The sequence below is a fragment of the Terriglobus roseus DSM 18391 genome (genome assembly GCF_000265425.1).
In the GTDB taxonomy this organism is placed as follows: Bacteria; Acidobacteriota; Terriglobia; order Terriglobales; family Acidobacteriaceae; genus Terriglobus; species Terriglobus roseus.
Genome location: NC_018014.1, coordinates 5067691 through 5090441, shown reverse-complemented (window position 1 = coordinate 5090441; position 22751 = coordinate 5067691). Strand labels below are relative to the sequence as shown.

Genomic DNA, 22751 nt, shown 5'->3' with positions numbered 1-22751 from the left:
GCACACTTATCTATCCGTGTGCCGGCAATTCTATGTCGGATATCAGGAGATACGCAAAGAAAATCGATGCTGCACGACTCGTGCTTGTTACTCATAAAGGTCGGAAAAGCTACACTCAGTTAAGTCTTAGTTCGGTATCCGGCTGGAGCCGTGCACGTTATCGGCCTGAAAAGGGCATTGGCCGCGCGTTCGGTTCTGGGTGGGGTTTATTGGCACGGCTGAAGCCGTGCCCTTCTGAGGGAGGTTCGCGCTTTGCGCGAATGGCTTTGTGTCGGAGGCGCGATCCTTCGGCGGGCTTGGGGCTGGCTTTGAGCAGACGGGCGGGCCTTGGTGGGCGCGCGGGGTTGGGCGTTTTCGTCCTGTTGATCGGATCGGCCGCGCGTTCGTTATGGGTGTGGTTGTTGGCACAGCTCAAGCTGTGCCCTTCCGAGTCGGTTCGCGCTCTGCGCGAAGGCCCATGCCTCAGAAGCGAGAGATGGGGCACCCGATGCGCGTTGCTTCTTCCCTCGCCCCGGTCCCTTGAGTTGCCTAAATCTACTGGTCGCGCTTTCGCGCGATAACCCACCCTTTCGCGATGAAACTTGCGAAAGAATGGGGCACCCAGCGGGATGACAAGTGGGTGCCGGGGCTGAAGCCCGGCTTCTGGAGGGTTGGGGGTTTCCGTGGCCTGAAGGCCACTGCTTTCTCCGGATCGCGCTTACGCGAAGGTCCTTGGCTCAGAAGCGAGACATGGGGCACCCGATTCGTGATGCTCTGGGTTTGTATGACGCAGAGGGTTTCGACTCGCGCTTTCGCGCGAATGCCCCGGCAGCCTGACCAACGGGGCAAGTGGATTGTGATTCCCTAAGCTCTTTGCAACCTGCACAATGACAGTGATTTCGTCGCTGGAGGTTGCTATCCATGATCCGTCTCGTTCTTATCAAAATTTCCCCACATACTCGGTATACGAGAATGGGAGAAGAGTGTAAGTAGTGCATCAGGGAACCCCAGGAGCATTCGCCAACCTGCCTTCGGGGATGCAACTCTTACCCAGCAGTATCAACTAGCGGAGCGTCCGGTTTACCAAACTCAAGAGGAGGCGAGCATGATCATGAGTTCGAATCCAAGTCCCAAGATGGCTCGGGCCGTAAAACCGGGGCTGTACGTTCTTCTCCTGTGCGCGCTTTCATTTGGCGCAGGCACGGGACAGGAAGTGCAAAATCAGTCTGACGAGCTCCATCTCGCACTAACCAAAGCGAAAACTGGGCGTGTAAGCGCCAGGGACGTTGTGGTTATTTCTCACGCTCGTGCACTACAGGCTATTCCAGATCTTGAGGAGCAGTTTAAGCAAGCGAAGGAGACTGACACAAAACTGAGCATCGCGTCTGGGCTAGTACAACTCAAAGACAATGACGATACTTACTGGAATTTTCTGCTGGATCAGGCGACGCAGGCGGTAGACACCGACTTGCCTGATCCTGTTTTTGATGCTGGGGGGAACGTCCGGCAGGCACCATTTTTACCAGAAATGGCGGCTTGGGCTCAGGCTCATCACGTCGATGTGAATACGGCGGGCCAGTTGGCCATGTATGGGCTGCCCGGAAGGGTTATGCAACTCGGCTTATCCGGTGATCCGCGCGCAATTCCGCTCTTGCGGCGCGCCCTCTCCTCGCATCACTCCATGATCGCAATCATGGCAGCAAAGGGCCTAGCCCAAATGCAGGACAAAGACTCGATTCCTTGGATTGTGGATGCGTGCGGAAGGTCTCCAAGGGGACTAGCTGCTGCAATCGCTGAAGCATCTCTGGTCTTCTTTGACGATCCGCGAGCACAAGCAGCGGTGGATCTGTACATGTCGCCAGACCGCGCAAAAGTTTTTCGCGAATCTAGCGCAAAGAGACTTAAGCCAATCGATCCTTGACGAGAAGGTGAACCCGTCGGGCTACTCGCCGATTTTTAGGACGGCTAGGAAGGCTTCCTGGGGGATGTCTACCTGGCCTATGCGCTTCATACGCTTTTTGCCTTCTTTTTGCTTGTTGAGGAGCTTCTTTTTACGGCTGATGTCGCCGCCGTAGCATTTTGCGATGACGTCTTTGCGGATGGCGCTGACGGTTTCGCGGGCTACGATTTTGGCTCCGATGGCGGCCTGGATGGCTACTTCGAACATCTGGCGCGGGATGAGTTCGCGCATTTTGTGGACGAGGGCCTTGCCGCGTTCGTAGGCGAAGTCGCGGTGGACGATGACGGAGAGGGCGTCGACGGGTTCGCCGGAGACGAGGATGTCCATCTTGACCATGGGGCTGGTCCACATGCCGCTGAGGTGGTAGTCGAGTGAGGCGTAGCCGCGGGATACGGACTTGAGCCGGTCGTAGAAGTCGAGGACGATTTCGTTGAGCGGGAGTTCGTAGGTGATCATGACGCGGTTGGCGCTGACGTACTCCATGTTCTGCTGCTTGCCGCGTTTTTCCTCGACGAGCTTGAGGATGTTGCCGACGTACTCCTCGTTGGTGAGGATTTTGGCGATGATGACGGGCTCTTCGATGGTCTCGATGGTGGTGGGATCGGGCCAGCGGGAGGGGTTTTCGACCTCAACGACGTCGCCGCCGGTGAGGGTGATGCGGTAGCGCACGCCGGGCGCGGTGGTGATGAGGTCGAGGCCGAACTCGCGCTCGAGGCGCTCCTGGATGATTTCCATGTGGAGGAGGCCGAGGAAGCCGCAGCGGAAGCCGAAGCCGAGGGCGACGGAGGATTCGGGTTCGAAGGAGAAGCTGGCGTCATTGAGCTTGAGTTTGCCGAGGGCTTCGCGCAGGGCACCGTGCTCGTGCGATTCGATGGTGTAGAGGCCGGCGAAGACCATGGACTTGATGTCTTCAAAGCCGGGGAGCATTTCGGTGGCGGGCTCGGCGGGGTCGGTGATGGTGTCGCCGACCTTGGTGTCCGCGACGTCCTTGATCGTCGCGACGAAGAAGCCGACTTCGCCTGCGGAGAGTTCGCGGATCTCGACGGCCTTGGGCGTGAGGACGCCCATGGATTCGACGTCGAAGACCTTGCCGTTGCTCATGAGCTTGATGCGCTGGCCGGTGCGGAGTACGCCGTTGATGACGCGGGCGAGCACGATGACGCCCTTGTAGGGGTCGAACCAGCTGTCGAAGATGAGTGCCTGGAGGGGCTTGGTGGCGTCGCCCTGCGGTGGGGGCAGGAGGGTGACGACGGCCTCGAGGATGTCGGCGACGTTGAGGCCGGTCTTTGCGCTGACGCAGATGGCGTCGTCGGCGGGGAGGCCGACGGTGGTCTCGATCATCTCCTTGGTGCGCTGGATGTCGGCGCTGGGGAGGTCGATTTTGTTGATGATGGGCAGGATCTCGAGGCCGTTGGAGATGGCGAGATAGGCGTTGGCCAGTGTCTGCGCTTCGACGCCCTGGGTGGCATCGACGACGAGGAGCGCGCCTTCGCAGGAGGCGAGGGAGCGCGAGACTTCGTAGGAGAAGTCGACGTGGCCGGGCGTGTCGATGAGGTTGAGCTGGTAGGTGATGCCGTCGGAGGCCTGATACATCATGCGGACGGAGTGGGCCTTGATGGTGATGCCACGCTCGCGTTCGAGGTCCATGGCGTCGAGGACCTGCGCCTGCATCTCGCGCTGGGTGAGCGAGCCGGTGAGCTCGAGCAGGCGGTCGGAGAGGGTGCTTTTGCCGTGGTCGATGTGCGCGATGATCGCGAAATTACGGATGTATTTGGGGTCCATGCGGTCTTTGGTTAGTTTACAGGGGTATGGGTGGCGTGCCGCGCCGGGGTGTTTGAGGTTAACGATGGTTTGCGGAGAGCGGTCGCGCTTTGCGCGATAACCCACCCTTTGCTGCGCAAAGAATGGGGCACCCGGGTTTGTTCGCGTGCGACCATAGGGGATGGCTGAGATTCCTCCCCGCAATATCAATGGACCTCGTATTCCGGACTTGCGTCGCAAGTCGGTTGGTTCTGTTCGGCCGAGCAGTGCTGGTCGCCCTGATGGTGCTCGTAGTGGTGCTGGTGGTGGTCGCGGTGGCGATGGTTCTGCTCGCCGCAGCGATGGATTTGTTCGCAAGCCTGGTGGTGCGCAGCGGGGTTCTGACCCTCGTAAGGCGGTTGGGCGGACGGCGTGGGTGGATCGGGAGCCGAAGCTGCTGGAGGCCGATGAGGTTGGGCCGGCGGCAGTGGTAAATCACAAGGCTGCGGACAAGCTGCGGGCTGGACATCTTTGGGTGTATCGGACGGATGTTGAGGAGTTGATCCCTGCTCTGGGTGCCGTTGCGATGCCGGCGGGCGGGTTGATCACGCTGATGGATGCGCGGCGGATCCCGTTTGGGTCGGCTATCTATAGCGAGGCTTCGGTGATTGCGGCGCGGAAGGTTTCGGCGGAGCCGAAGATCCATCGTGGCGAGTACCTGGAAGATGTGGTGACGCGGGTTCGTGCGGCGCTGGCTTTGCGTACGCCGATGCTGACGGATGGCAGCACGGATTCGGTGCGGTTGATCTTTTCGGAGGCGGATGATCTGCCGGGGATTGTGGCGGATCGTTATCGCAACCTGGTGGTGCTGCAGTTGTTGACGCAGGGTACGGCGCAGGACGACATGCGCGAGGTGCTGGCGCGGGAGCTTGCGGTGGAGGGTGTGGACGTCATTGTGGAGCGGCCGGATCCGCGGATTCGTGAGCTGGAGAAGCTGCCGGCGCCGCCTGCGGAGCCCTTGTTTGTGCGTGAGGGACATGCGGGGCCCGCGAAGACGGAGTTCACGCTGAATGGCTTGAAGCTTGGTTTCGATGCGAATGCCGGGCAGAAGACGGGCGCGTTCCTGGATCAGCGGATGAACTATGCGGCGGCTGCGGCCTATGCGCATGGCGAGGCTTTGGACATCTGCACCTACCAGGGTGGGTTTGCGCTGCATATGGCGCGGGTCTGCACGCATGTGACGGGTGTGGATGCGAGCCGGAGCGCGCTGGAGACGGCGGAGCAGAACCTGGAACGGAATCGCGCGCAGATGAAGGCCGAGGTGGAGTGGGTCGAGGCGGATGCGTTCGAGTTGCTGCGGGCGTATGACGCGGAGAAGCGGCAGTTCGACACGATTGTGCTGGATCCGCCGGCGTTTGCGAAGACGAAGCGTGCGGCCGAGGGTGCGATGCGCGGCTACAAGGAGATGAACCTGCGCGCGTTGCGGATGTTGCGACCGGGTGGGACGTTGATCACGTGTTCGTGCAGCCACCATGTTTCGCGCGAGGAGTTTACGGCGACGGTGGCGGAGGCTGCTGCGGATTCCGGCCGGCATGTGCGGATGCTGGAGACGCGCGGTGCGGCGCTGGATCATCCTGAGGTGTTGACGCTGCCGGAGACGGCTTACCTGAAGTGTTTGATTCTTCGCGTGGATTAGTTCTTCGTACCGTTCTCGACGCCTTCGGCGTGTTGCGTGATGAAGAGCCCGGCCTTGTGCCGGGCTTTTCTTTTCTGCGCTCTGCTTCGCTCAGGGCGACAAACCTGACTTGAGAGTCGCACGGGGCTGCGGCGAGGACGCTAGCGCGAAACCGTAAATTGTCGATGACCGGCGGAATATGACGCGTCAGCCAGCTTGCCTGTGTAACCGGCGCCAGATACAAAGAACACTCCACTGAGCCTTTCCACAGTCGTTGCTGTCCCCTGTTGTGGTTCCCACAGGGATTCTCTCTGTTGCACTTGCCCCTGTAAGCTCCTGCTCCCTCTGCCGGACCCGCTGCATTTGTATCGCCAGCGGCAAACTCATTTCCTATTTCTTGCGCGAGGCTTTCCCCCTTTGAAGATCCTGACTGTACCGAAGCGTCTGCTGACGCTCCTGTTCCTGTCGTTGCTGGCGTGTGCGCCTGCGGCGTTTGCCCAGACACACGTTGTGATTTCGCAGGTGTACGGCGGCGGCGGCAATGCCAGCGCCACGTGGCGCTATGACTTTGTTGAGCTGTATAACCCGACCACGGCAGCGATTGATCTGAGCAGCTACACGGTGCAGTATGCCGCGGCCACTGGTTCCACGTGGTCGAAGGTTCAGCTCAGCGGCAGCATTCAGCCAGGGAAGTACTATCTCGCACAGCTTTGCATTGGAAATACCGGTACCTCCAACGGTGTTCTGTTGCCGACGCCGGATTTCACGGCGCCGAACACGGATACGGCTGCCACCTGCGTTCCGGCGCTTGCTGCGGGCTCTGGCAAGGTTGCACTCGTTAGCAACACCACGAGTCTGAGCGGTACGGGCGGCACGGTGACCGGCCTGGCTGGAACGACGTGCCCCACGACGAACACGGGCGCGATCGTTGATTTTGTCGGTTACGGCAGCACGGTTACGTGCACGGAATCTGCAACGTCGACGCTGAGCCGGACGGCGGATCTGTCGGCGACGAAGTCTGCGATTCGCGATGCGGCGAATGATGACAGTGGCGACGGCAGTGCGGACTTCACAGTCGGCACGCCGAATCCCCGCAACAGCAGTAACAGCACCACGCCGGTTGCGACGCTTGCAATCGCCAGTTCGTCTGCAACGCCTGCCAGTATCGCTCCGGGCGATAGCACGGTACTGGGCGTGACGGTGACGCCGGGTAGCGCGACGACCGCAGTAACGGCAACGGTTGATTTGACTTCGGTCGGTGGCAGCGCAACGCAGGCATTGGCTGCGGGCACCACGGCGAACACCTATACGTACACGCTTTCCAGCACGGGCAGCCTGTCGGCAGCTACCTACACGTTGCCGGTCACGATCACGGACAACACCAGCGCGACCGCGACGCAGAACATCACGCTTCGCGTGGTGGTTGCGGGTTCGACGACGCCGATTGCGACGATCCAGGCGAACCGTTCCACGTACGTTGGCACGCAGGTTACGTTCAGCGGTGTGATTACGGTGGTGACGAATGCCGGCTACTACCTGCAGACGGCCTCGGCGACGCCCGGTTCGACGGGCGATGAGGGCATCTACGTGTTCAGCGGCTCCGGTAAGAATCCGGTGGGCGCTGTGGTGGGCAACAATGTGACGGTGACGGGTACGCTGGTGCAGTATCCTCTGCCGACGGCAAGCCATACGCCTTCGCTGGAGGTGACGACGGCGTCGCTGACGGTGAACAGCACGGGCCAGACGATTCCTACGGCAATCGTTCTGCCGGCGGGTTTCCCAACGGCTACGGGCGATATCAATCAGCTTCGCAAGTACGAGAGCATGCTGGTTACGCTGCCTTCGGTCACGGCGGTTGGCGGCACCGATGCTTCGCTGGTTGAGGCTACGGAGACGACTACCTCGACCGGCCAGTTCTACGTTGTGGCGACGGGCACGCCGCGTCCTTTCCGCGAGCCGGGCATGGACTTCCGCGACTTCCCGTCGACGACCTGCCCCACGTTTGCGAACTGCCCTGCGGCTACCAATCCGACGACGGCTGCCGGTGTTGCCCGTCCGGCCAACCTGACGCTGTATGACGACAACCCAGAGCGCCTGATCATCGAGAGTTCGCTGGGTGGCGGTACGGCCATTGATGTTGTGGCTGGTGCAGTGATTGCAAACCCCGTGGGTGTGGTCGATTACACGTACTCCACGGACTATCCGTATGGCGATCCCGCGCGCATCATTCTGACCGCGTCGAATCGTCCGACGGTGACGCCGAGTTCGCTGACGGTTACGGCTCTGCCGCTGCCGGGTGCGAACCAGTTCACCGTGGCAGCGTTCAATGTCGAGCGCTTCTTTGACACCAACGCAGCGAACGACCTGTACTTCAACCCGGTATCGGGCAAGACGGGTAACTCCTCTGCTGTCGATGTGACGTCGGCTGCTTATGCGCGCCGCCTGCAGAAGTTCTCGCTTGCGGTTCGCACCGTCCTTAACAACCCGGACATCATCTCGGTGGAAGAGGTGGAAAACATCCAGGTCCTGAAGGACATGGCTGCACAGATCGACGCGGACACCACCACGGGCACCAAGCCTGGCTACGTCGCCTACGGCACGGACTCGACCACGACGTTCACCAACGACATCGGTGGCATCTCGGTTGGCTTCCTGGTCAAGCCCAGCAGGACCAACGTTACGAAGTGGGAGCAGGTCGGTACCACCACGCTGGTGGCGGCGGGTACGTCTGCTCTGAACGATCGTCCGTCACAGGTGCTGCACGCGACGATCAATCGCGGCACGGGGCTGACTCCGTACCCGATCACAGTGATCGTGAACCACCTGCGTTCGCTCAACTCCGTGAACACGGCAGCGGTGCAGAGCAAGAAGGAGCTGCAGGCAGAGATGCTTGCCAACCTGATCCAGGGTTATCAGACCGCTGGCGAGCATGTCATCGCAGTCGGCGACATGAACGCGTTCCAGTTCTCGGATGGATACACGGACACGATGGGCACCATTACCGGCAACGTATCGCCGGCTGGTACTGCAGTGATGCCGGGCAAGGCGATTGTTACGCCCGCAGCGGTGGACCTGATCACGAAGCTGCCTGCGGCGCAGCAGCAGAGCTACACGGAGTGGGGCAGCGCGCAGGTGCTGGACCATGCCGTGGTGACTGCGGATATCGCGGGTTCGACGACGCTGTCCGTGGGACATATCAACGCGGACTTCCCGGTGATTCTGTACAACGATGCGACGACGCCTGCGGCTTCGTCGGATCATGATCCGCTGCTGGCTTACCTGGCGCTGCCGACTCCTGTTTTGTCGGCGACGCTGACTGGTACGGCTGCGTTCCCATCGACGCTGGTGGGTGCGTCTTCCACCGGCCAGGCTTTCACGTTGACCAACACGGGTGAGGCTGCGATAGCGTTTACCGGTGCAGTTGCGACGGGGGACTTCAGCGCCAGCAACAACTGCCCGACATCGCTTGCGGTTGGTGCGACGTGCGCCATCAATGTGGTGTTCAAGCCGACGGTGACGGGTGCTCGTACCGGTACGCTGACGGTGACTTCGTCTGCTGCGGTTGCGCCGGTTGCGCTTACGGGCGCGGGTGCTTCGCCGGCGGACTTCAGTCTGACGGATAGTGCGAACTCCACCACGACTGCGCTTTCGGTTGCGGCGGGATCGACGGCAACGGGCACGTTGAAGCTGACGTCGTTGAATGGCTTCACGGGTGCGATCACGCTGTCGTGTGCTGCTCCTGCGAGCATTGCGGCTGCAGGTGGAACGACGTGCACGGTGACGTCGCCGGTGACACTGGCTGCTGCGGGCACGGCGACGGCTACGGTGAGCATCACGACGACGGCGCGTACCAGCGCTTCGGGCCTTGGCGCTCTGCCGGGTTCGGGGATGGGACGTGCGTCGCTTGCGATGCTGCTGGTCGTGATGGCGGGTGGGTTGTTCGCTGTGCGACGCGCGGGACGGAATGTACGCGTGGGTGGTCTGCTGATGCTGCTGTTTGTCCTGGCGATGGGCCTGGGCGGCTGCGGCGACTCCAAGAGCAATGCGGGCAGCTCGACGGGAACGCCGGCTGGAACGTATGGCTATACGGTCTCGGCGACCTCGGGATCGTTGACGCACACGGAGACGGTGAACCTGACGGTGCAGTAGACGGACTACGGATCGACCGGAGTCTTTTAAAGCGAAAGAGGCCACGTGTGAGCGTGGCCTCTTTTTGTTGTTCCGGTTTGAACGCTTGTGATGAAGCGACGCAAACGGCAAATTCCTCTGCGCCGGTTGGCACAGAGGACTTCGATCGATGACTAAATTCGCGATTTGCTGAGCGAACTCAGCGGGGTTTCGTCAGGCTGAGGCAGCCGGTACGAAGCCGTCGCAACCGCTGATGGGTGTGACTTTGAGGTGCAGGTCCGCGTGCTTGGGATGACCGCACTCGTCGATCAGGATGACGTCAGCACGCTTGCTGCTGAGGATGCTGATCAACTGATTGTTCCTGGCATGGTGCTCACCGAAGTGACCACACAGACCGCACTGGCCGTCATGAACTGCTTCCATAGGGAACCTCCCAGACTTGAGAGATAGGAGCGGTTTGCGGCGCGCTTACGTTGCCTGCGACCTCTGCATCCGCGACGGTCAATTCACTGGTGGTGTGTGTGTGGCGATGTCTCTTTGCGCCACTTGCAGTGTGCGCCGTGCGTGGGCGTTATGGCGTTGACTCTGCTTCGCCCGGCACAGCCTACAATGAATTGCTTGCGAAGCCCGACCACCAGAGCGCCGAAGCCGGGACTAACCCGCCAGCAATGCGAGGCCTTCACGCAGAATCTGCGGGCCTGGTACCGCGTCCATGCGCGTGTGTTGCCCTGGCGTGGCGTGCGTGATCCTTACCGCACGTGGATCTCAGAGATCATGCTGCAGCAGACGCGCGTGAATGCGGTGATCGATCACTATGCGCGTTTTATGACGCGGTTTCCGACGGTGGTTTCGCTGGCGCTGGCGCCGGAGGAAGAGGTGCTGGCGCTGTGGAGCGGGCTGGGCTACTACCGTCGCGCGCGGATGCTGCATCGCACGGCCAAGCTGCTGGTGGAGGAGCATGGCGGTGTGTTGCCGTCGACGGCGGTGGAGCTGCGCAGGCTGCCGGGTATTGGTGCTTATACGTCGGCTGCGATTGCGAGTATTGCGTTCGGCGAGCCGGTGGCCGTGGTGGATGGCAACGTGGAACGCGTGTTGTTGCGGGTGACGGGGCGACCGGAGACTCCGGGAGCGGCTGCGGCGGAGTTCATCAACGTAACGGCGCAGGCGCTGGTGCCGAAGACGAATGCGGGCGATCACAACCAGGCGATGATGGAGCTGGGTGCGACGGTGTGTCTGCCACGCGGGCCGATGTGCGATCAATGCCCGGTGTACGACGAGTGCCGCACGCGTGGAGAGCATACAACGACGCCACGCACTCCGATGCGTTCGCAACGAGTGCGCTATGCGCTGACGACGCGCAAGGCTGAGGACGGTCTTGCGGTGGAGGTGTTACTGCAGCGGCGGCCGGCAGAGGCTTCGTTGATGGCGGGCATGCTGGAGCTGCCGCAGTTGGAGCATGCGGGCGAGGCCGATGGTGCTCTGGTGCTGACGGAGGAGCCGGTGCTGCGTGTGCGGCATGCGATCGTCGGCACGAATTATTACGTTGAGGTGATGGGCGTTCCGCAGCGCCGGGTGGCGGCGAAGCTGGCCCTGCGCGCGGACAGCATGGAGTGGGTGTTGACGAGTGAGTTGGCGAACCAGCCGATTACGGGGTTGACGCGCAAGGTGCTGCAACGGCTGCGGCTGATGAAGTCGACGGTGGCGGTGGGGAAGCAGGAGATGCCGCTGCTGATTGGGCGCGGAGGCAAGGCGACGACGGGCGATGAGGCTTGATGGCTGGCGGCGCCGCAACCCTGTCACGCGAGGAACATCCCATAGGGGTACGATCTTTGCGGAGCAGCGGCTTTGGCTGCTCTGATTTTTGCGTCAAATGAACCGACAGGAGAACACGATGGCAACGGAACGCAGCAGCAGTGCAGTCTGGAACGGCGGCTTGAAGGATGGCAAGGGCACGATCAGCACGGGTAGCGGTGTGCTGAAGGAGCAGAGCTACAGCTTTGTTTCGCGCTTTGAGAATGGCACGGGCACCAACCCGGAAGAGCTGATTGCCGCGGCGCATGCGGGCTGTTTTTCGATGGCGCTCTCGGCAGAGCTTGAGAAAGCTGGTCACAAGGGCGACCAGGTTTCGACCACGGCGACGGTTGTTCTGGAGTTTGTGGACGGCAAGCCGACGGTGACGAAGATCCACTTGAAGACCGAGGCCAAGGTGCCGGGGATTGAGGATGCGGCGTTCCAGGAGATTGCGGCGGGCGCGAAGGTTGGCTGCCCGATCTCGCGGTTGCTGGCTGCGGCTGAGATCGACCTGGTGGCTTCGCTGGTCTAAGTGTTTCGTGTCCCACGTCTCAGAGATTGAGACGTGGGATGCCCACTAGCTTTGGGACTTTTCGAACTCTTCGCGGTACCAGTCGACGGTGCGTTGCAGGCCCTCTTCAAAGTTGACGGTCGGGTTGTAGCCGAAGGCTTCCTGGGCTGCGGCGATGCTGGCCTCTGAGTTCTTAACGTCGCCTGCGCGGTCCGGTCCGTACTGCGGACGGATGGTGGTGTTGAGCAGGGAGGCGATGACGTCGTACGTCTCGTTGAGGGTGTGGCGTTCGCCGGTTGCGATATTGAAGACACGGCCTGCGACATCTGCGGCTGGCGCTTCGCTGGCGAGCAGATTGGCGTGGATTGCGTTGGCAATGTAGGTGAAGTCGCGGCCCTGTTCGCCATCGCCGAAGATCATGGGGCGCTCGCCCTGCTGGAGCTGCAGGATGAATTTCGCCATGACGCCAGAGTAGGGCGAGTCAGGCACCTGGCGCGGTCCGAAGATGTTGAAGTAGCGCAGGCAGACGGTTTCGATGCCGTAGACCTGCCAGTAGCTCTTCATGTAAAACTCGCCGGCGAGCTTCTGTACGGGATAGGGTGCGATGGGCATGGGCACCATGGTTTCCACGCGCGGGAAGCCGGGCTGGTTGCCGTAGGCGGAGCTTGAGGCGGCGTAGACCACTCGCTTGACGCCGGCGGCGCGGGCTGCTTCGAGAAGTTCGAAGGTGCCTTCGATGTTGGCGATGTGCGAGGTGCGCGGGTCCTGGACGCTGCGGGGTACGGAGGGCAGCGCGGCCTGGTGGAAGATGACGTCGACGCCTTCGCAGGCGCGGGCGAGGGGTTCGCGGTCGAGCAGGGATGCTTCCGTAAAGTCGATCTGATCGCGGACGTGCGCGAGGTTGCTCGCGCGACCGGTCGCGAAGTTGTCCAAGCCACGCACGCGTTCGCCGCGCGCCACCAATGCATCGACCAGGTGCGATCCGATGAAGCCGGCTGCGCCTGTAACCAGAACAGTTTTCACAGGAACAGTATCGCAGGATGATGCGGCTTCGTAGCCTGCCTGGTTTTTGCTTTTCTTTGCTTTCGTGCGTGGCGGTGTCGTGATGAGAGTGCTCCAAGAGAGCGACCCGATTCCTGGCGGTGTTCTTGCTTGTTTCGCTTGCGCGGTCCCCTGTTAATGGGGCGGAAGGAGCAAGGGTATGGAGACGGCGGTGCTCGCGATTGAGGACGACTGGCGGTTTCATAACAACTTTGCGAACACTCTGAAGGCCGCAGCGCGCTTTGAGGAGGCGGCCGGGCACTATCGGCGTGCGATTGCGCTGCATGATGGATCGATTGAGCCCTTCTACAACCTGGGCGTGACGATGATCGAGTCGGGGAATCTTGCCGAGGCGGAGCGGTGGCTGCGGCATGCGTTAGCGATAGATCCTGCGCATGGTCTGACGCATTTGAACCTGGGCAACATTCTGAACGCCAACGGCCAGTTGCAGGCTGCGGAGATGCACTACCAGTGCGCGATGCTGAGCATAGCGGGCGATGCCCGGTTGCTTAACAACTATGGGCAGTTACTGAACAAGCTGCACCGCTTCTCAGAGGCTGAGGCTTACTTTCGCGAAGCGATCCGGCGGGATGAGTGCTTCCCGCATCCCTGTGCAAACCTGGCGGAGCTGATGGCGGGCCATGGTCTGGTGACGGAGGCGGAGACGCTGCTGCGGCATGCTCTGTCGCTGGATGTGGGGCTTGCGAAGGCGCACAGCAATCTGCTGTTTGTGCTGGCGCTACGGGATGACTGCTCAGCGGAGAAGTTGCTGGCGGAGCATCTTGCGTATGCGGCGCAGTTTGAGGTGCCGCTGAAGCCGTGCTGGCCGCAGCATGCGAATTCGCGGGATCCGGAGCGGAGGTTGCGCGTCGGTTTCGTGTCGGGCGATCTGCGTGATCATCCGGTGGCCCGTTACCTGATGCCTGCGCTGCAGCAACTAGTGCGGTATGACGAACTGGAGCTGTATGCGTACAGCAATGGTGTGAAGAATGATGCGCAGACCGCGCAATATCGCGCGCTGTTCACGCACTGGCAGGATAGCGCTCTGGTGCCGGACGAGGCACTTGCGCGACGCATTATTGCCGACGGAATCGATATCCTGATCGACCTTTCCGGTCATAGCGGGGACAACCGCCTGCTGACGTTTGCGCGTAGGCCTGCGCCGGTGCAGGTGAGCTGGATGGGCTACGTGGGGACGACGGGTCTGGAGGCGATGGACTACTTTGTTGGCGACGAGCACCTGACGCCGGCGAGCGTACACGCGCAGTTTCGCGAGAAGATTCTGCTTCTGCCGGCGACGACGACCTTTGAGCCCTTTGCGCCGGCCATTGAGCCGAATGCTTTGCCAGCGCTTGCGAGCGGTGTGTTCACGTTCTGCTGCGTGGCTCGCATCAACAAGCTGAACCGGCCGCATGTGGCGCTGTGGGCGCGGATGCTGCAGTGTGCGCCTGCGTCACGGATGTTGCTGGCGACGCTGCCGGGTGGTGCGGAGCCGGAGCGTGTGAAGGCGTGGTTTGCGGAAGCGGGCGTCGGTGCGGAGCAGCTGATCTTTGCGCATGCACGGACGGTGGAGGAACAGTTGCGGCTGCACCACATGGCCGATCTTTGCCTGGATACGTTTCCCTATAACGGAGCGACGACGATCAGCCACGCTCTGTGCCTGGGGGTGCCGACGCTAACGCTGCGTGGGGCGGTGTTGGGGAGCCGGCTTGGCGCGTCGATCAACTCGCATGTGGGGATCACGGAGTTCATTGCGGAGGACGGCGAGGCGTATGTGCGAAAGGCCGTTGCATGGACCCAGGATCTGCCGGCGCTGGCGCGGTTGCGCGGGGAGCTGCCGTCGATGTTTGCGGCGAGTGCGCTGCGGCAGCATGAGGATGTGGCGGATGCGCTGGTGCTGAAGCTGCGGGTGGCCTGGCGCCGGTGGTGTGAGGGGCTACCGCCGGAGCATTTGTAGGCGCCTTGCGGGCCGAAGCGGCTGCGGCCGGGGCTGGTGCTTAAAGATGCTCGCCGGAGGGCTTCGAGAGTGGCGGGCGCTCGGGCTATAATCAAGCCTGCTTCGACGTTCCGCGCTCATGTGCGCGTGAGCAGGGGCGCCGCGGAGAGTTGGCCGAGTGGCTGAAGGCGGCGGTTTGCTAAACCGTTATAGGGCCAAAAGCTCTATCGGGGGTTCGAATCCCCCACTCTCCGCCATGAAACCTCTGTCAGAGCCGTCGCATCTGTAAATCGTTGTTTTTGGACGGTTTATGTGATTCTACGTGTTCTATTCAGTCTATTTGAAGCATAGCAGTGTGCTCCTGTCCTTTCACGCCTCGGGCGGAAGCTTGGGCTGCTCATCAGTAGCACGACGCTTCTGCGTCATCTCCGACGGCGGTCCAAGCCACCCTTAGCTGCACCACGTGTTCTCGGACTCGACGAGTGGGCGTGGAAGAAGGGGCATCGCTACGGAACCATCCTATGCGATCTTGAACGCGGCACCGTAGTCGACTAGCTGCCGACGCGCGACAGTGCGGCTGTGGCGGCATGGCTGACCAACATCCAACAACCGAGGGCGTCAGCCGAGATCGTGCTTAGAGAGTGTCGGGCTGGACCGGTGTGCCATTTCATTTTCACCAGCGGACCTGGCAGGAATTTGTAAGAATGTCGTCGGTGGGTTGTGGATGTGGGAATCGCGAAGGCGATTTCCGAGCCTACCTCAGGCAGGCATCATCTGCAGGCCACGTAAGTTCGCTTCTGAATCAACCAGCAGAGAAGGCCGGTAAGCCTCTGCTCTTGCCACAACTACCCAGGCGATCCGAGCCATTTTGTTCGCAAGGGCTACCGCAGCGACATTCGAGGGCTTCTTCAGAGCGATCTTCTCGATCCATGTTCTGAGTCCGATGGATTGCTTCGTTGCTCGCAGCACCATAGCGCTGCGCTCCTGGATGGAAAGCCTTCGCAGGTAAGGTTGCCTCGTCTGCTGATGCCCTGCAGCTTCTGCTCTCCTCCTGTGGAGGAATCTCTTGGCACCATGCCAACCCAAGCTGAGAACTCGCGGCTCTTTCGGAAGGCAGATCCGTTCCAATCGCTGCGATCAGAGCGGTTGCGGTTACAAGGCCAATTCCGGGAATGGCAAGTAGGCGGCGACACGATTCGTTCTTACGTGGTGTCCCTTATGGCCCTCGCCCGGTAATGTATTGAGATGGGTGCCGCGCTGGGCAAGAGGCGCAACCAATACTCGGCCTAGCCGGTAGCTGTTGCAATACGGATTTCGAGATGCGCATGCACGATAAATCTTTTTGGCGCGGAACCTATGTAGTGGAACGGATAGCAGGTGATCAGGGTGAGTTCCGGTCGGTCATGGATTTCTAAGACCTGAATGTCCTCTGGTGAAACGATTTCGTGTGAGTCGACGACGTAAAGGTACTCCTGGCCTCCATCCGACACGAGTATGTCCATACCATTCCTGACACGTTCCAGAGGGCGGAAATCCTTATCGCGATGGGCTGCGACTGCGGCATTGCCCAGCCCGCCGAAATTGGCTGAGCCTTCGAGATGACAGGCTCCCTTTTCCAGATTGATGAGAGAGCAACCCGCAAACATTGGAGCTGTCAGTTGCAGGGAGGGAATTCGAAGAGTGCCAGTCACGCCGGAGGTCGATGCTGACGTTTTCTGCCCTTTGACCGATCCTTCGGCGCCAGTTTGTTTCATCGCTAATTGATGCGCAGAAATCGAGACGGCGTACAGGCTGCAAAAAAGTGCTGCGCAGACCCAGCAAGTCTTCTCGATCCAGCTTGCCCTACGTTCTGCGGCCTGTCGAAAGCTCACACTGTTCTCCGCAGTCGCATGCAGAGCGCGCCGACGAGGGAAATGACAGCCAGGAAGCCAGCCAGAGGCGTATAGCCAGCAGTCTTTGGAAGCCGCTTTACGTATGCGCCACGGTTTGCCCTGATCACTGGTTGTGGCCTTTCAAGGCTTGCCGTCAGGACCGGTTGGAGGGTGGTGCTCCGCGTCGCGGGCGCTGCGCCAGACGTGGGTGATGTGGGTGTAACGGAAGCCGCCGTCAGTTGCCCAGACTGGTTCCCATTCCCATTCGTGTTCGTGTTCGCGATAAAGCGCTTTGCCTCAATGCCCTTTAAGGCTGCACTGTCCGCCCCAATTCTTACCGGGGTCAACGACCACAACGTGACCAATTGGAGATCCGACGGCGACAGCTTTGAGAGTTCGGGGCGTTTCTCTGACGCTGTATCCACCGCCACGACACTCTCCTTGTTTGCGTTTGCGAGGGCAACAGCATCGTCCTTCGGATACACGAACTCAAAGCGCTGCCCGGTTGAAAAATTGAACCCGCGAAGTGACCGCTGTCCATGGGCACCTTTGCTCCAAAGGACCGGTCCGCTGGCTGCAGCGACGGACGCACTGGATGCCTCTACTGCCAGGAACGTCAACTTGGATGCTTTGCCTTGCGACGTGACCTCGACGACTGAGCGATCGCTCAAATGGTCAACGATCTGGATAATGTAATCGCCCGACTGCAAAATTCCGCCGGGTACAGCCGTCGTCTGAGGCATGGTGAAGGCAGTCGGGCCGGCCTGTGCAACGCAGACAGCGCAAGAGAGCACGAGAGAAGCTATGGAGACAGATCGGATGATGGACATGAACACTCCTGGCGAGTAGGATGCCCCAAATAGGGTATTGACAGAATCGACTCGGGGCAAGTTTGCCTGCTGAAAATATCCTTTGATGTGGTCCCATAGAAACATTTTTTGAGGAACTCTTGCCCGGACTAGGTTCTATCCGAATGACCACTCTGGTGGTCTCCGTCGTACTTGCACTCCTCGCGGTGTGGAAGAGATCTCACGATTTGAACGAGCTAAATTTTGTGCATGAACAAGTACTACGGGCCAATGCTGCTGCCGCCCCAATACCCTCCGCGTCGGTGCAGCAGCGTTTGCAGCGAGAGCATCGCGATGCGCTCCTGACGATCTCTCAGAAGGAAAATGAATTGCGGACACTTGAATCTCTCGGCACGAATGCGACTTCTCTACAGGACAGCATCAAGCATGACGTGCAGCGGATACTGCTCAACGCGTCAAGCAGCTTCAGCGTTGGGGACACCGCTTGGCTCCAATTCGAAGATGGCCGCGAGCGCGACGTCCGTACAGCACTTGCGGTCGATCTGCTCATGCTTCCGATCGCCTTTGTGGGTCTGGTCAGCGGAGGCTTCCTCTGGTACGTCGAATCAGAGCGAAAGCGAAGTGCTTCTCTTAAGCCTCAGCCGAAGTAGTCGCAAATTAGAGACAAGCGGCTGTAGCTGCACTCAGATGATTTCCCCTTTTCAGTAGCTGTAGCTTCGATAATTAAATGGGTTCTGGCACGCTTTTTGGTGACGAGGCGGTGTGGGTCTTAGATGTAGAGCCATGAACCGAGGAAGACTGATCCCGAGCAGTGTAGAGGTTGAGCTGGTCTGCCTCCGCCCGAAGGCCGGCCTGATCCACGTAGAACTCCGCGCCTGTCAGGTGGTTGCTGTCTGTCCAGGCTGCGGCCCCCGGTCATCCCGGGTGCATAGTCGCTACTGGCAAACGCTTGCAGACTTGCCTTGGGAAGGTATCCCGGTGCAGATTGCTCTTCGAGCTCGCAAGTTCTTCTGTGTAGACGAGTGCTGCGCGCGCCGCATCTTCACCGAACCACTCCCGGGGACCGTAAGCCGTTACGCACGGCGAAGCGGCCGGGCCAGCGATGCTCTCAGCTGGGTTACCCTTGCGCTCGGTGGCCGGGCAGGTACAAGACGTGCGCGCAAGCTGGGCTTGTTCGCGAGCAGAACGACACTTCTTTATGGAGCTTCGTAGGCGATCGCCTTCATCTGGGCCTTCGTTATCAAGGGTTCTTGGGATCGATGAGTGGGCCTGAAGAAGGGCCATCGCGATGGAATGATGCTGTGCGACCTGGAGCGCGGGCGCGTCATCGATCTGCTTCCAGCCCGCGACTCAGAAACCGTAGCAGCATGGCTCCGTCAGCATTCGAGCGTGCAAGTTGTGAGCCGGGATCGTGCAGGTGCCTTCGCTGACGCGATCCGTAAGGGTGCTCCGAACGCTGTACAAGTTGCGGATCGCTGGCACTTGCTGAACAACCTCGTAGATACACTGCTCCGGTCGCTTGAGCGTCATCGTGAAAGATGAGAGAAGTCCGCGATCGCCTTGAAGCTTCTCCGGGAGCCCAGCTCGTCCGTTCTTCTGCTCCAGAGGCGCAGACGCTCGCATCGCAGAGGACGCAGCAGAAGAGGGAGGCCCGCCTTGAGCTCTACCAGCAGATGACCGAGCTGATTGCTCGTGGCAAGAGCCAAGCGGAAGCAGCAACAAGCGTTGGTATCAGCTTGCAAACCGTACAGCGATGGATCACAACCGGAGTCTTTCCGGAGCGCAAGCACCGGGTCTTCCCAAGCCACGTGGATGCGTTCGGACCTTATCTCGAGAGCGTTTTGCGGAAGGCTGCACCAACGCGTCACAACTCTGGCGCGAGATCAGGCAGCAGGGCTTCCGAGGAAATATATCCGGCGTATGGCGCTGGCTACAGCGTCGCTTCGTATCCTTGCGGACATCCGAATTGACACCACCCATGAAGAAAAGACCGCCTCTCTGCCTGGAGCATGTCGCCTGGCTAATACGAAAGCAGATACCAGAAGACATCGCTTTTCTGAAGGCGCTGTATAGAGATTCTCCAGAAATGGAAGCGCTCGGCCAAACAGCCAGAGGCTTCTTCGAGATGATCCGCAACCGTGATGCCGCAGCATGGTCACAATGGCTTGAGGCCGCTGCGCACTCTCCACTACATCGTTCGCGCGCCGGCTCGAACGGGATCGTATTGCCGTCGACGCTGCGCTCCGGCTTCCATAGAGCAACGGCATGGTGGAAGGACAGATACACCGGCTGAAGCTGATCAAGCGGCAGATGTACGGACGCGCCAGCTTCGATCTACTCAGGCTGCGCGTCCCCGACTCGGCCTAATTCGAACGCCTGTACACGCGTTCGCACGCTCAACTACCTGTTTCACCAAAAGCGTGCAAGAACCCATTCAATGTAATAAACGACACCCGACCATTCCTTGACGAGTGTGTCTGGTGCCAAAGTCGGCACACCAGACACAGACGTAACACGCGCCCTTCTGGCTGGAAAGGAGGGTCCTCTGCTAGTGACCAGCGATCGCCTGGTTGAACTGATCCTGTGTGAGGTCGTGGTTCGGATCCGAGGCGCTTGCGGCACCCCACCTCGCCACCTTCATCGTTGCAGCTACCGGTGTGAGATTGAGGCTATGAACCGACCAGTCATTAAGGGCAAGAGCATTGTCGCGGACGTATAGAGGAAAGCAAGTTTCAGTGGCTGAGCATGCGCCCCCATTTGCCTTCCTGTTCTGTGAGGCATCCAAGTTGCTGTTGTTCAAAGAGAAGCCGGTCGACGCTACGTCTTCGCCCACCCCATCATCCTCGAGGGTTATGGATGACTCTGCGACCTTGTAGATGGTTGCGTTGTTTACAGTCAGATGCTTTGCCCAATTAGTGTCAATGCCGTTGTAAAGCAATCCGCTATATGCAGAAGTCAGGTCGTGAATAGTCGGAGTGGTCAGCGTGATGTAGTTGGCTGCGTGGTTGTGTCCTGGCTGAAGCTGAAACCCATTCCCCTTCGAGTCGTGCACCGTCGCGTCGGTGACCGAGACGGTGCTACATCCAGCAATGCGAATGTTTCCCTCTGAATTGGTGACTTCCAGCGTTTGAACAGTCAGTCCCTGACAGTCCTCTGATGTTGAGTAATAGTCATCGACGGAGAGCCCCCAACCATTCACTGTGGCGATCTGAACATTCTGTAGATAAGCTTGGTACGTGTCCTTGAGCGATATGCCTGCGCCATCGTAATTGTTCGTATTCGAGGGTACGTCTAATCGCCCAATCATTGCCTGCATGATGAGGATGTTATGAATCATTGCTTGGCCGGCTGCGGCCGGAATCACCGCAATATTTGCATCGGTCTTTGCAAACGTCTGTGGGTCCGTAAGCGGCTCAAGCGTCCCATTGTTGTATACGGTAGAGCCGGAGTTATAGATGGCAGAGTTTTCGACTGTCACGTTGCCGCCTGTCGCGTGGCCAGGACTGTTGTCCGGATTCAGGATGGCGATGCCAGCGACGGGAGCGTGCGCAACCACAAGGCCGTCGATCGTCACATTTCCCGCCTCTCCGGTAATGATGCCGTACGGCATATCGGAAGAGGCAATCCTGATGTCGTGATTTGCTGGGCTGCTGTTATCCGAGAGATGCACATAGATGAACGTGCCGTCTGAGATCATCGTTCCAGCTTGTTGCATCACGCCGGATGGAGAGCCGTTGGTGGGGGGTTGTAGAGGAGTGGTTGGTGCGTACGCCCCATCAACAAAGACTTTATAGGCTATAGATGGGAACGGTGCCTTATACGTGGCACCGTCGACAGATTGCCAGGAGGCCGACGGGATCGATTTGGTTGGATCGATGATCGGTCGGTTTACGCAGGACGGAGAGCCATTATTCCAAGAGCAAGAGCCAGTCGGGCCGTAGCTGCCCACGTACTGAAGGTTTAACTTCCCAATCAGCATGGTTTGAAAGATTTGGGAGCCATACAGTAACACTGCGGACGGCGAAGAGAAGTTGAACTGGTTTACTTTGTTTAGAGATCGCCATGCGGTCTGAGTTGTCAGGCCGTCGTTACTGTCGTTCCCGTTCACGTTGTTGACGTAGTAGTTCGTCAGACCCGCTGGTTCCTGCGCTATCAAGCTACAGGTGGAGCCAAGTAGCACAGAAAGGGCTAACGCTCTGACCTTTTTTGTGAAAGTTCTCGAGTGTTTCTTCGTTCCGCAGACTTTGTGGCGAGATGGTGGCATAGATATCTCCTTTGCAGAGTGACCTGAAGTGTTGACACAGCGCAGCAAGAGGACACTATCAGCTGAGCCGTGCTGAATGCGGGCTAGCGTGGCTTAGACTAAGCCACCAAACCCACTTGACTGGCTTGTAGTGGTCCATATTGGATGTCGAGCGCTCTGGCTGGTTGTTTCTTCTAACAGCAGGACTGCAGCTTTTTACAATCCTTTTGGTTTTCTGAGCACACTCTCTTTGTCGCGATTGTTCCTAATCAGTATCGTATACAGAAGATTGAGCATCCTGCTTGTATGGGACTAAGCGCTGAGCTTGCCAAGAACCCTGACCTGTCTGTAGCTTTCACATTCTGTGTCACGGTTTGATCACATTATTTAAACTTTGGCACACATTGGTGATGCTCTTTGGTCGGGCGTAGATCTTCTGTATGCGAAGAGGAGAGTGCGACAGTTGGTCGGGACGGTGCAGATGGAGTTGCGAACCTTTCAGCCCAATTCTGTGTGCTGTGCTGTCATGTAGCGTAAGTATTTGCTTGTCGTAGCGTTTGTGCCGCTATTCGTAGTAAGTCGGAACAACAGATCGTCGGTACACACGCGAACAATGGCGGAAGTGCTTCGAGAAGGACAGTTAGCAGGCGGCCGAGATCATCATAGGACGCTCGGAGTGGCATCTCTAAGACAAACATCGCCTCAGAAGCTACGCGAAAGAATTCCTAAAACTACAGATTGCGGGTAACCCGCGACGCGCTTTTCGATTCCCGACATGCGGTCAGCACCGTGCCCAAACCGCTCTTGTCGAAGATGGAGCGTAGCTGCTCGAGGCTGTTCATGAATCTTCTACTCGATCAAATAGCTCCGCGTGTTGGCCGAACGATGGTCGTCCACTACAACACCGTCAAACCATACTACTCGCGGGGCTACAGCCCATTATCACCGGAGGCATGGCTGAGAAACAACATGCGGTTGGAGAAGTGGAAACTGCTACGCGCTTCCCACTTATCCCCCCGGCGGCTATCGGAACTCCTTCATAGCTGCGTAAGACTAACTCTTCCAAC

16 protein-coding genes, 1 tRNA gene and 2 pseudogenes are annotated in these 22751 nt (G+C 59.5%); 11 read left to right on the top strand and 8 right to left on the bottom strand.

The annotated features are described in order from the left end of the window. The first annotated feature begins 1084 nt into the window (after positions 1-1084). The gene (locus tag TERRO_RS21115) at positions 1085-1900 is read left to right on the top strand and encodes a HEAT repeat domain-containing protein (RefSeq protein ID WP_014787748.1); all 816 of its coding nucleotides are present in this window, start codon (positions 1085-1087) and stop codon (positions 1898-1900) included. A gap of 21 nt (positions 1901-1921) precedes the next feature. Here TERRO_RS21115 and lepA read toward each other — a convergent pair whose 3' ends face one another. Next, positions 1922-3721: a translation elongation factor 4 gene (gene lepA / locus TERRO_RS21110; protein WP_041592763.1), complete on the bottom strand. Its 1800-nt coding sequence runs from the start codon at positions 3719-3721 to the stop codon at positions 1922-1924. A gap of 160 nt (positions 3722-3881) precedes the next feature. Between lepA and TERRO_RS21100 the strand changes: the two genes are divergently transcribed. After that, a complete protein-coding gene (locus tag TERRO_RS21100; protein ID WP_157178484.1) occupies positions 3882-5375 on the top strand; it encodes a class I SAM-dependent rRNA methyltransferase in 1494 nt (497 codons plus the stop codon). Positions 5376-5771: 396 nt separating this feature from the next. Then, entirely contained in the window at positions 5772-9503 is a 3732-nt protein-coding gene (locus TERRO_RS21095; RefSeq protein ID WP_014787745.1) for a choice-of-anchor D domain-containing protein, read from the top strand. Positions 9504-9695: 192 nt separating this feature from the next. Here TERRO_RS21095 and TERRO_RS21090 read toward each other — a convergent pair whose 3' ends face one another. Next, entirely contained in the window at positions 9696-9905 is a 210-nt protein-coding gene (locus TERRO_RS21090) for a hypothetical protein (protein WP_014787744.1), read from the bottom strand. 186 nt (positions 9906-10091) lie between these two features. Between TERRO_RS21090 and TERRO_RS21085 the strand changes: the two genes are divergently transcribed. Next, entirely contained in the window at positions 10092-11255 is a 1164-nt protein-coding gene (locus TERRO_RS21085) for an A/G-specific adenine glycosylase (protein ID WP_014787743.1), read from the top strand. A 118-nt stretch (positions 11256-11373) separates the two neighbouring features. Next, on the top strand, positions 11374-11805 hold the full coding sequence (locus TERRO_RS21080; protein ID WP_014787742.1) for an OsmC family protein: 432 nt from the start codon (positions 11374-11376) through the stop codon (positions 11803-11805). Positions 11806-11850: 45 nt separating this feature from the next. On the opposite strand, the gene TERRO_RS21075 is transcribed toward TERRO_RS21080, so the two are convergent. Then, complete coding sequence (locus tag TERRO_RS21075; RefSeq protein WP_014787741.1) at positions 11851-12807, bottom strand: SDR family oxidoreductase; 957 nt, start codon at positions 12805-12807, stop codon at positions 11851-11853. Between the two features lie 178 nt (positions 12808-12985). On the opposite strand from TERRO_RS21075, the gene TERRO_RS21070 reads away from it, so the two are divergent. Beyond that, on the top strand, positions 12986-14782 hold the full coding sequence (locus TERRO_RS21070; RefSeq protein ID WP_014787740.1) for an O-linked N-acetylglucosamine transferase, SPINDLY family protein: 1797 nt from the start codon (positions 12986-12988) through the stop codon (positions 14780-14782). A 143-nt stretch (positions 14783-14925) separates the two neighbouring features. Continuing rightward, positions 14926-15018 (top strand) — tRNA-Ser (locus TERRO_RS21065). Positions 15019-15669: 651 nt separating this feature from the next. Here the strand turns inward: TERRO_RS21065 and TERRO_RS24040 are convergent. The 4 genes and pseudogenes from TERRO_RS24040 to TERRO_RS21050 all read right to left on the bottom strand — a co-directional run. After that, positions 15670-15867: pseudogene (locus tag TERRO_RS24040) on the bottom strand (transposase); the annotation flags it as partial. A 23-nt stretch (positions 15868-15890) separates the two neighbouring features. After that, positions 15891-15947 (bottom strand): annotated as a pseudogene (locus TERRO_RS24035) (hypothetical protein); the annotation flags it as partial. A gap of 100 nt (positions 15948-16047) precedes the next feature. After that, positions 16048-16632 carry a class D sortase gene (locus TERRO_RS22905; protein WP_081490699.1) on the bottom strand — a complete coding sequence of 195 codons (585 nt, stop codon included), beginning with the start codon at positions 16630-16632 and terminating at the stop codon, positions 16048-16050. After that, positions 16629-17462 carry a hypothetical protein gene (locus TERRO_RS21050; protein ID WP_014787739.1) on the bottom strand — a complete coding sequence of 278 codons (834 nt, stop codon included), beginning with the start codon at positions 17460-17462 and terminating at the stop codon, positions 16629-16631. Before TERRO_RS21050 ends, TERRO_RS22905 begins: the two co-directional genes overlap by 4 nt. Positions 17463-17743: 281 nt before the next feature. On the opposite strand from TERRO_RS21050, the gene TERRO_RS21045 reads away from it, so the two are divergent. From TERRO_RS21045 to TERRO_RS24030, 4 genes are all read left to right on the top strand, one after another. After that, complete coding sequence (locus tag TERRO_RS21045; RefSeq protein WP_157178483.1) at positions 17744-18091, top strand: hypothetical protein; 348 nt, start codon at positions 17744-17746, stop codon at positions 18089-18091. Between the two features lie 133 nt (positions 18092-18224). Continuing rightward, on the top strand, positions 18225-18653 hold the full coding sequence (locus TERRO_RS22900) for a transposase family protein (RefSeq protein WP_081490698.1): 429 nt from the start codon (positions 18225-18227) through the stop codon (positions 18651-18653). A gap of 51 nt (positions 18654-18704) precedes the next feature. Continuing rightward, on the top strand, positions 18705-18983 hold the full coding sequence (locus tag TERRO_RS22505; protein WP_157178482.1) for a transposase: 279 nt from the start codon (positions 18705-18707) through the stop codon (positions 18981-18983). 436 nt (positions 18984-19419) lie between these two features. Beyond that, a complete protein-coding gene (locus TERRO_RS24030; protein WP_169315266.1) occupies positions 19420-19734 on the top strand; it encodes a hypothetical protein in 315 nt (104 codons plus the stop codon). Between the two features lie 255 nt (positions 19735-19989). On the opposite strand, the gene TERRO_RS21030 is transcribed toward TERRO_RS24030, so the two are convergent. Next, positions 19990-21705, bottom strand: a complete 1716-nt coding sequence (locus TERRO_RS21030) for a hypothetical protein (RefSeq protein ID WP_014787737.1) — start codon at positions 21703-21705, stop codon at positions 19990-19992. Between the last annotated feature and the right edge of the window lie 1046 nt (positions 21706-22751).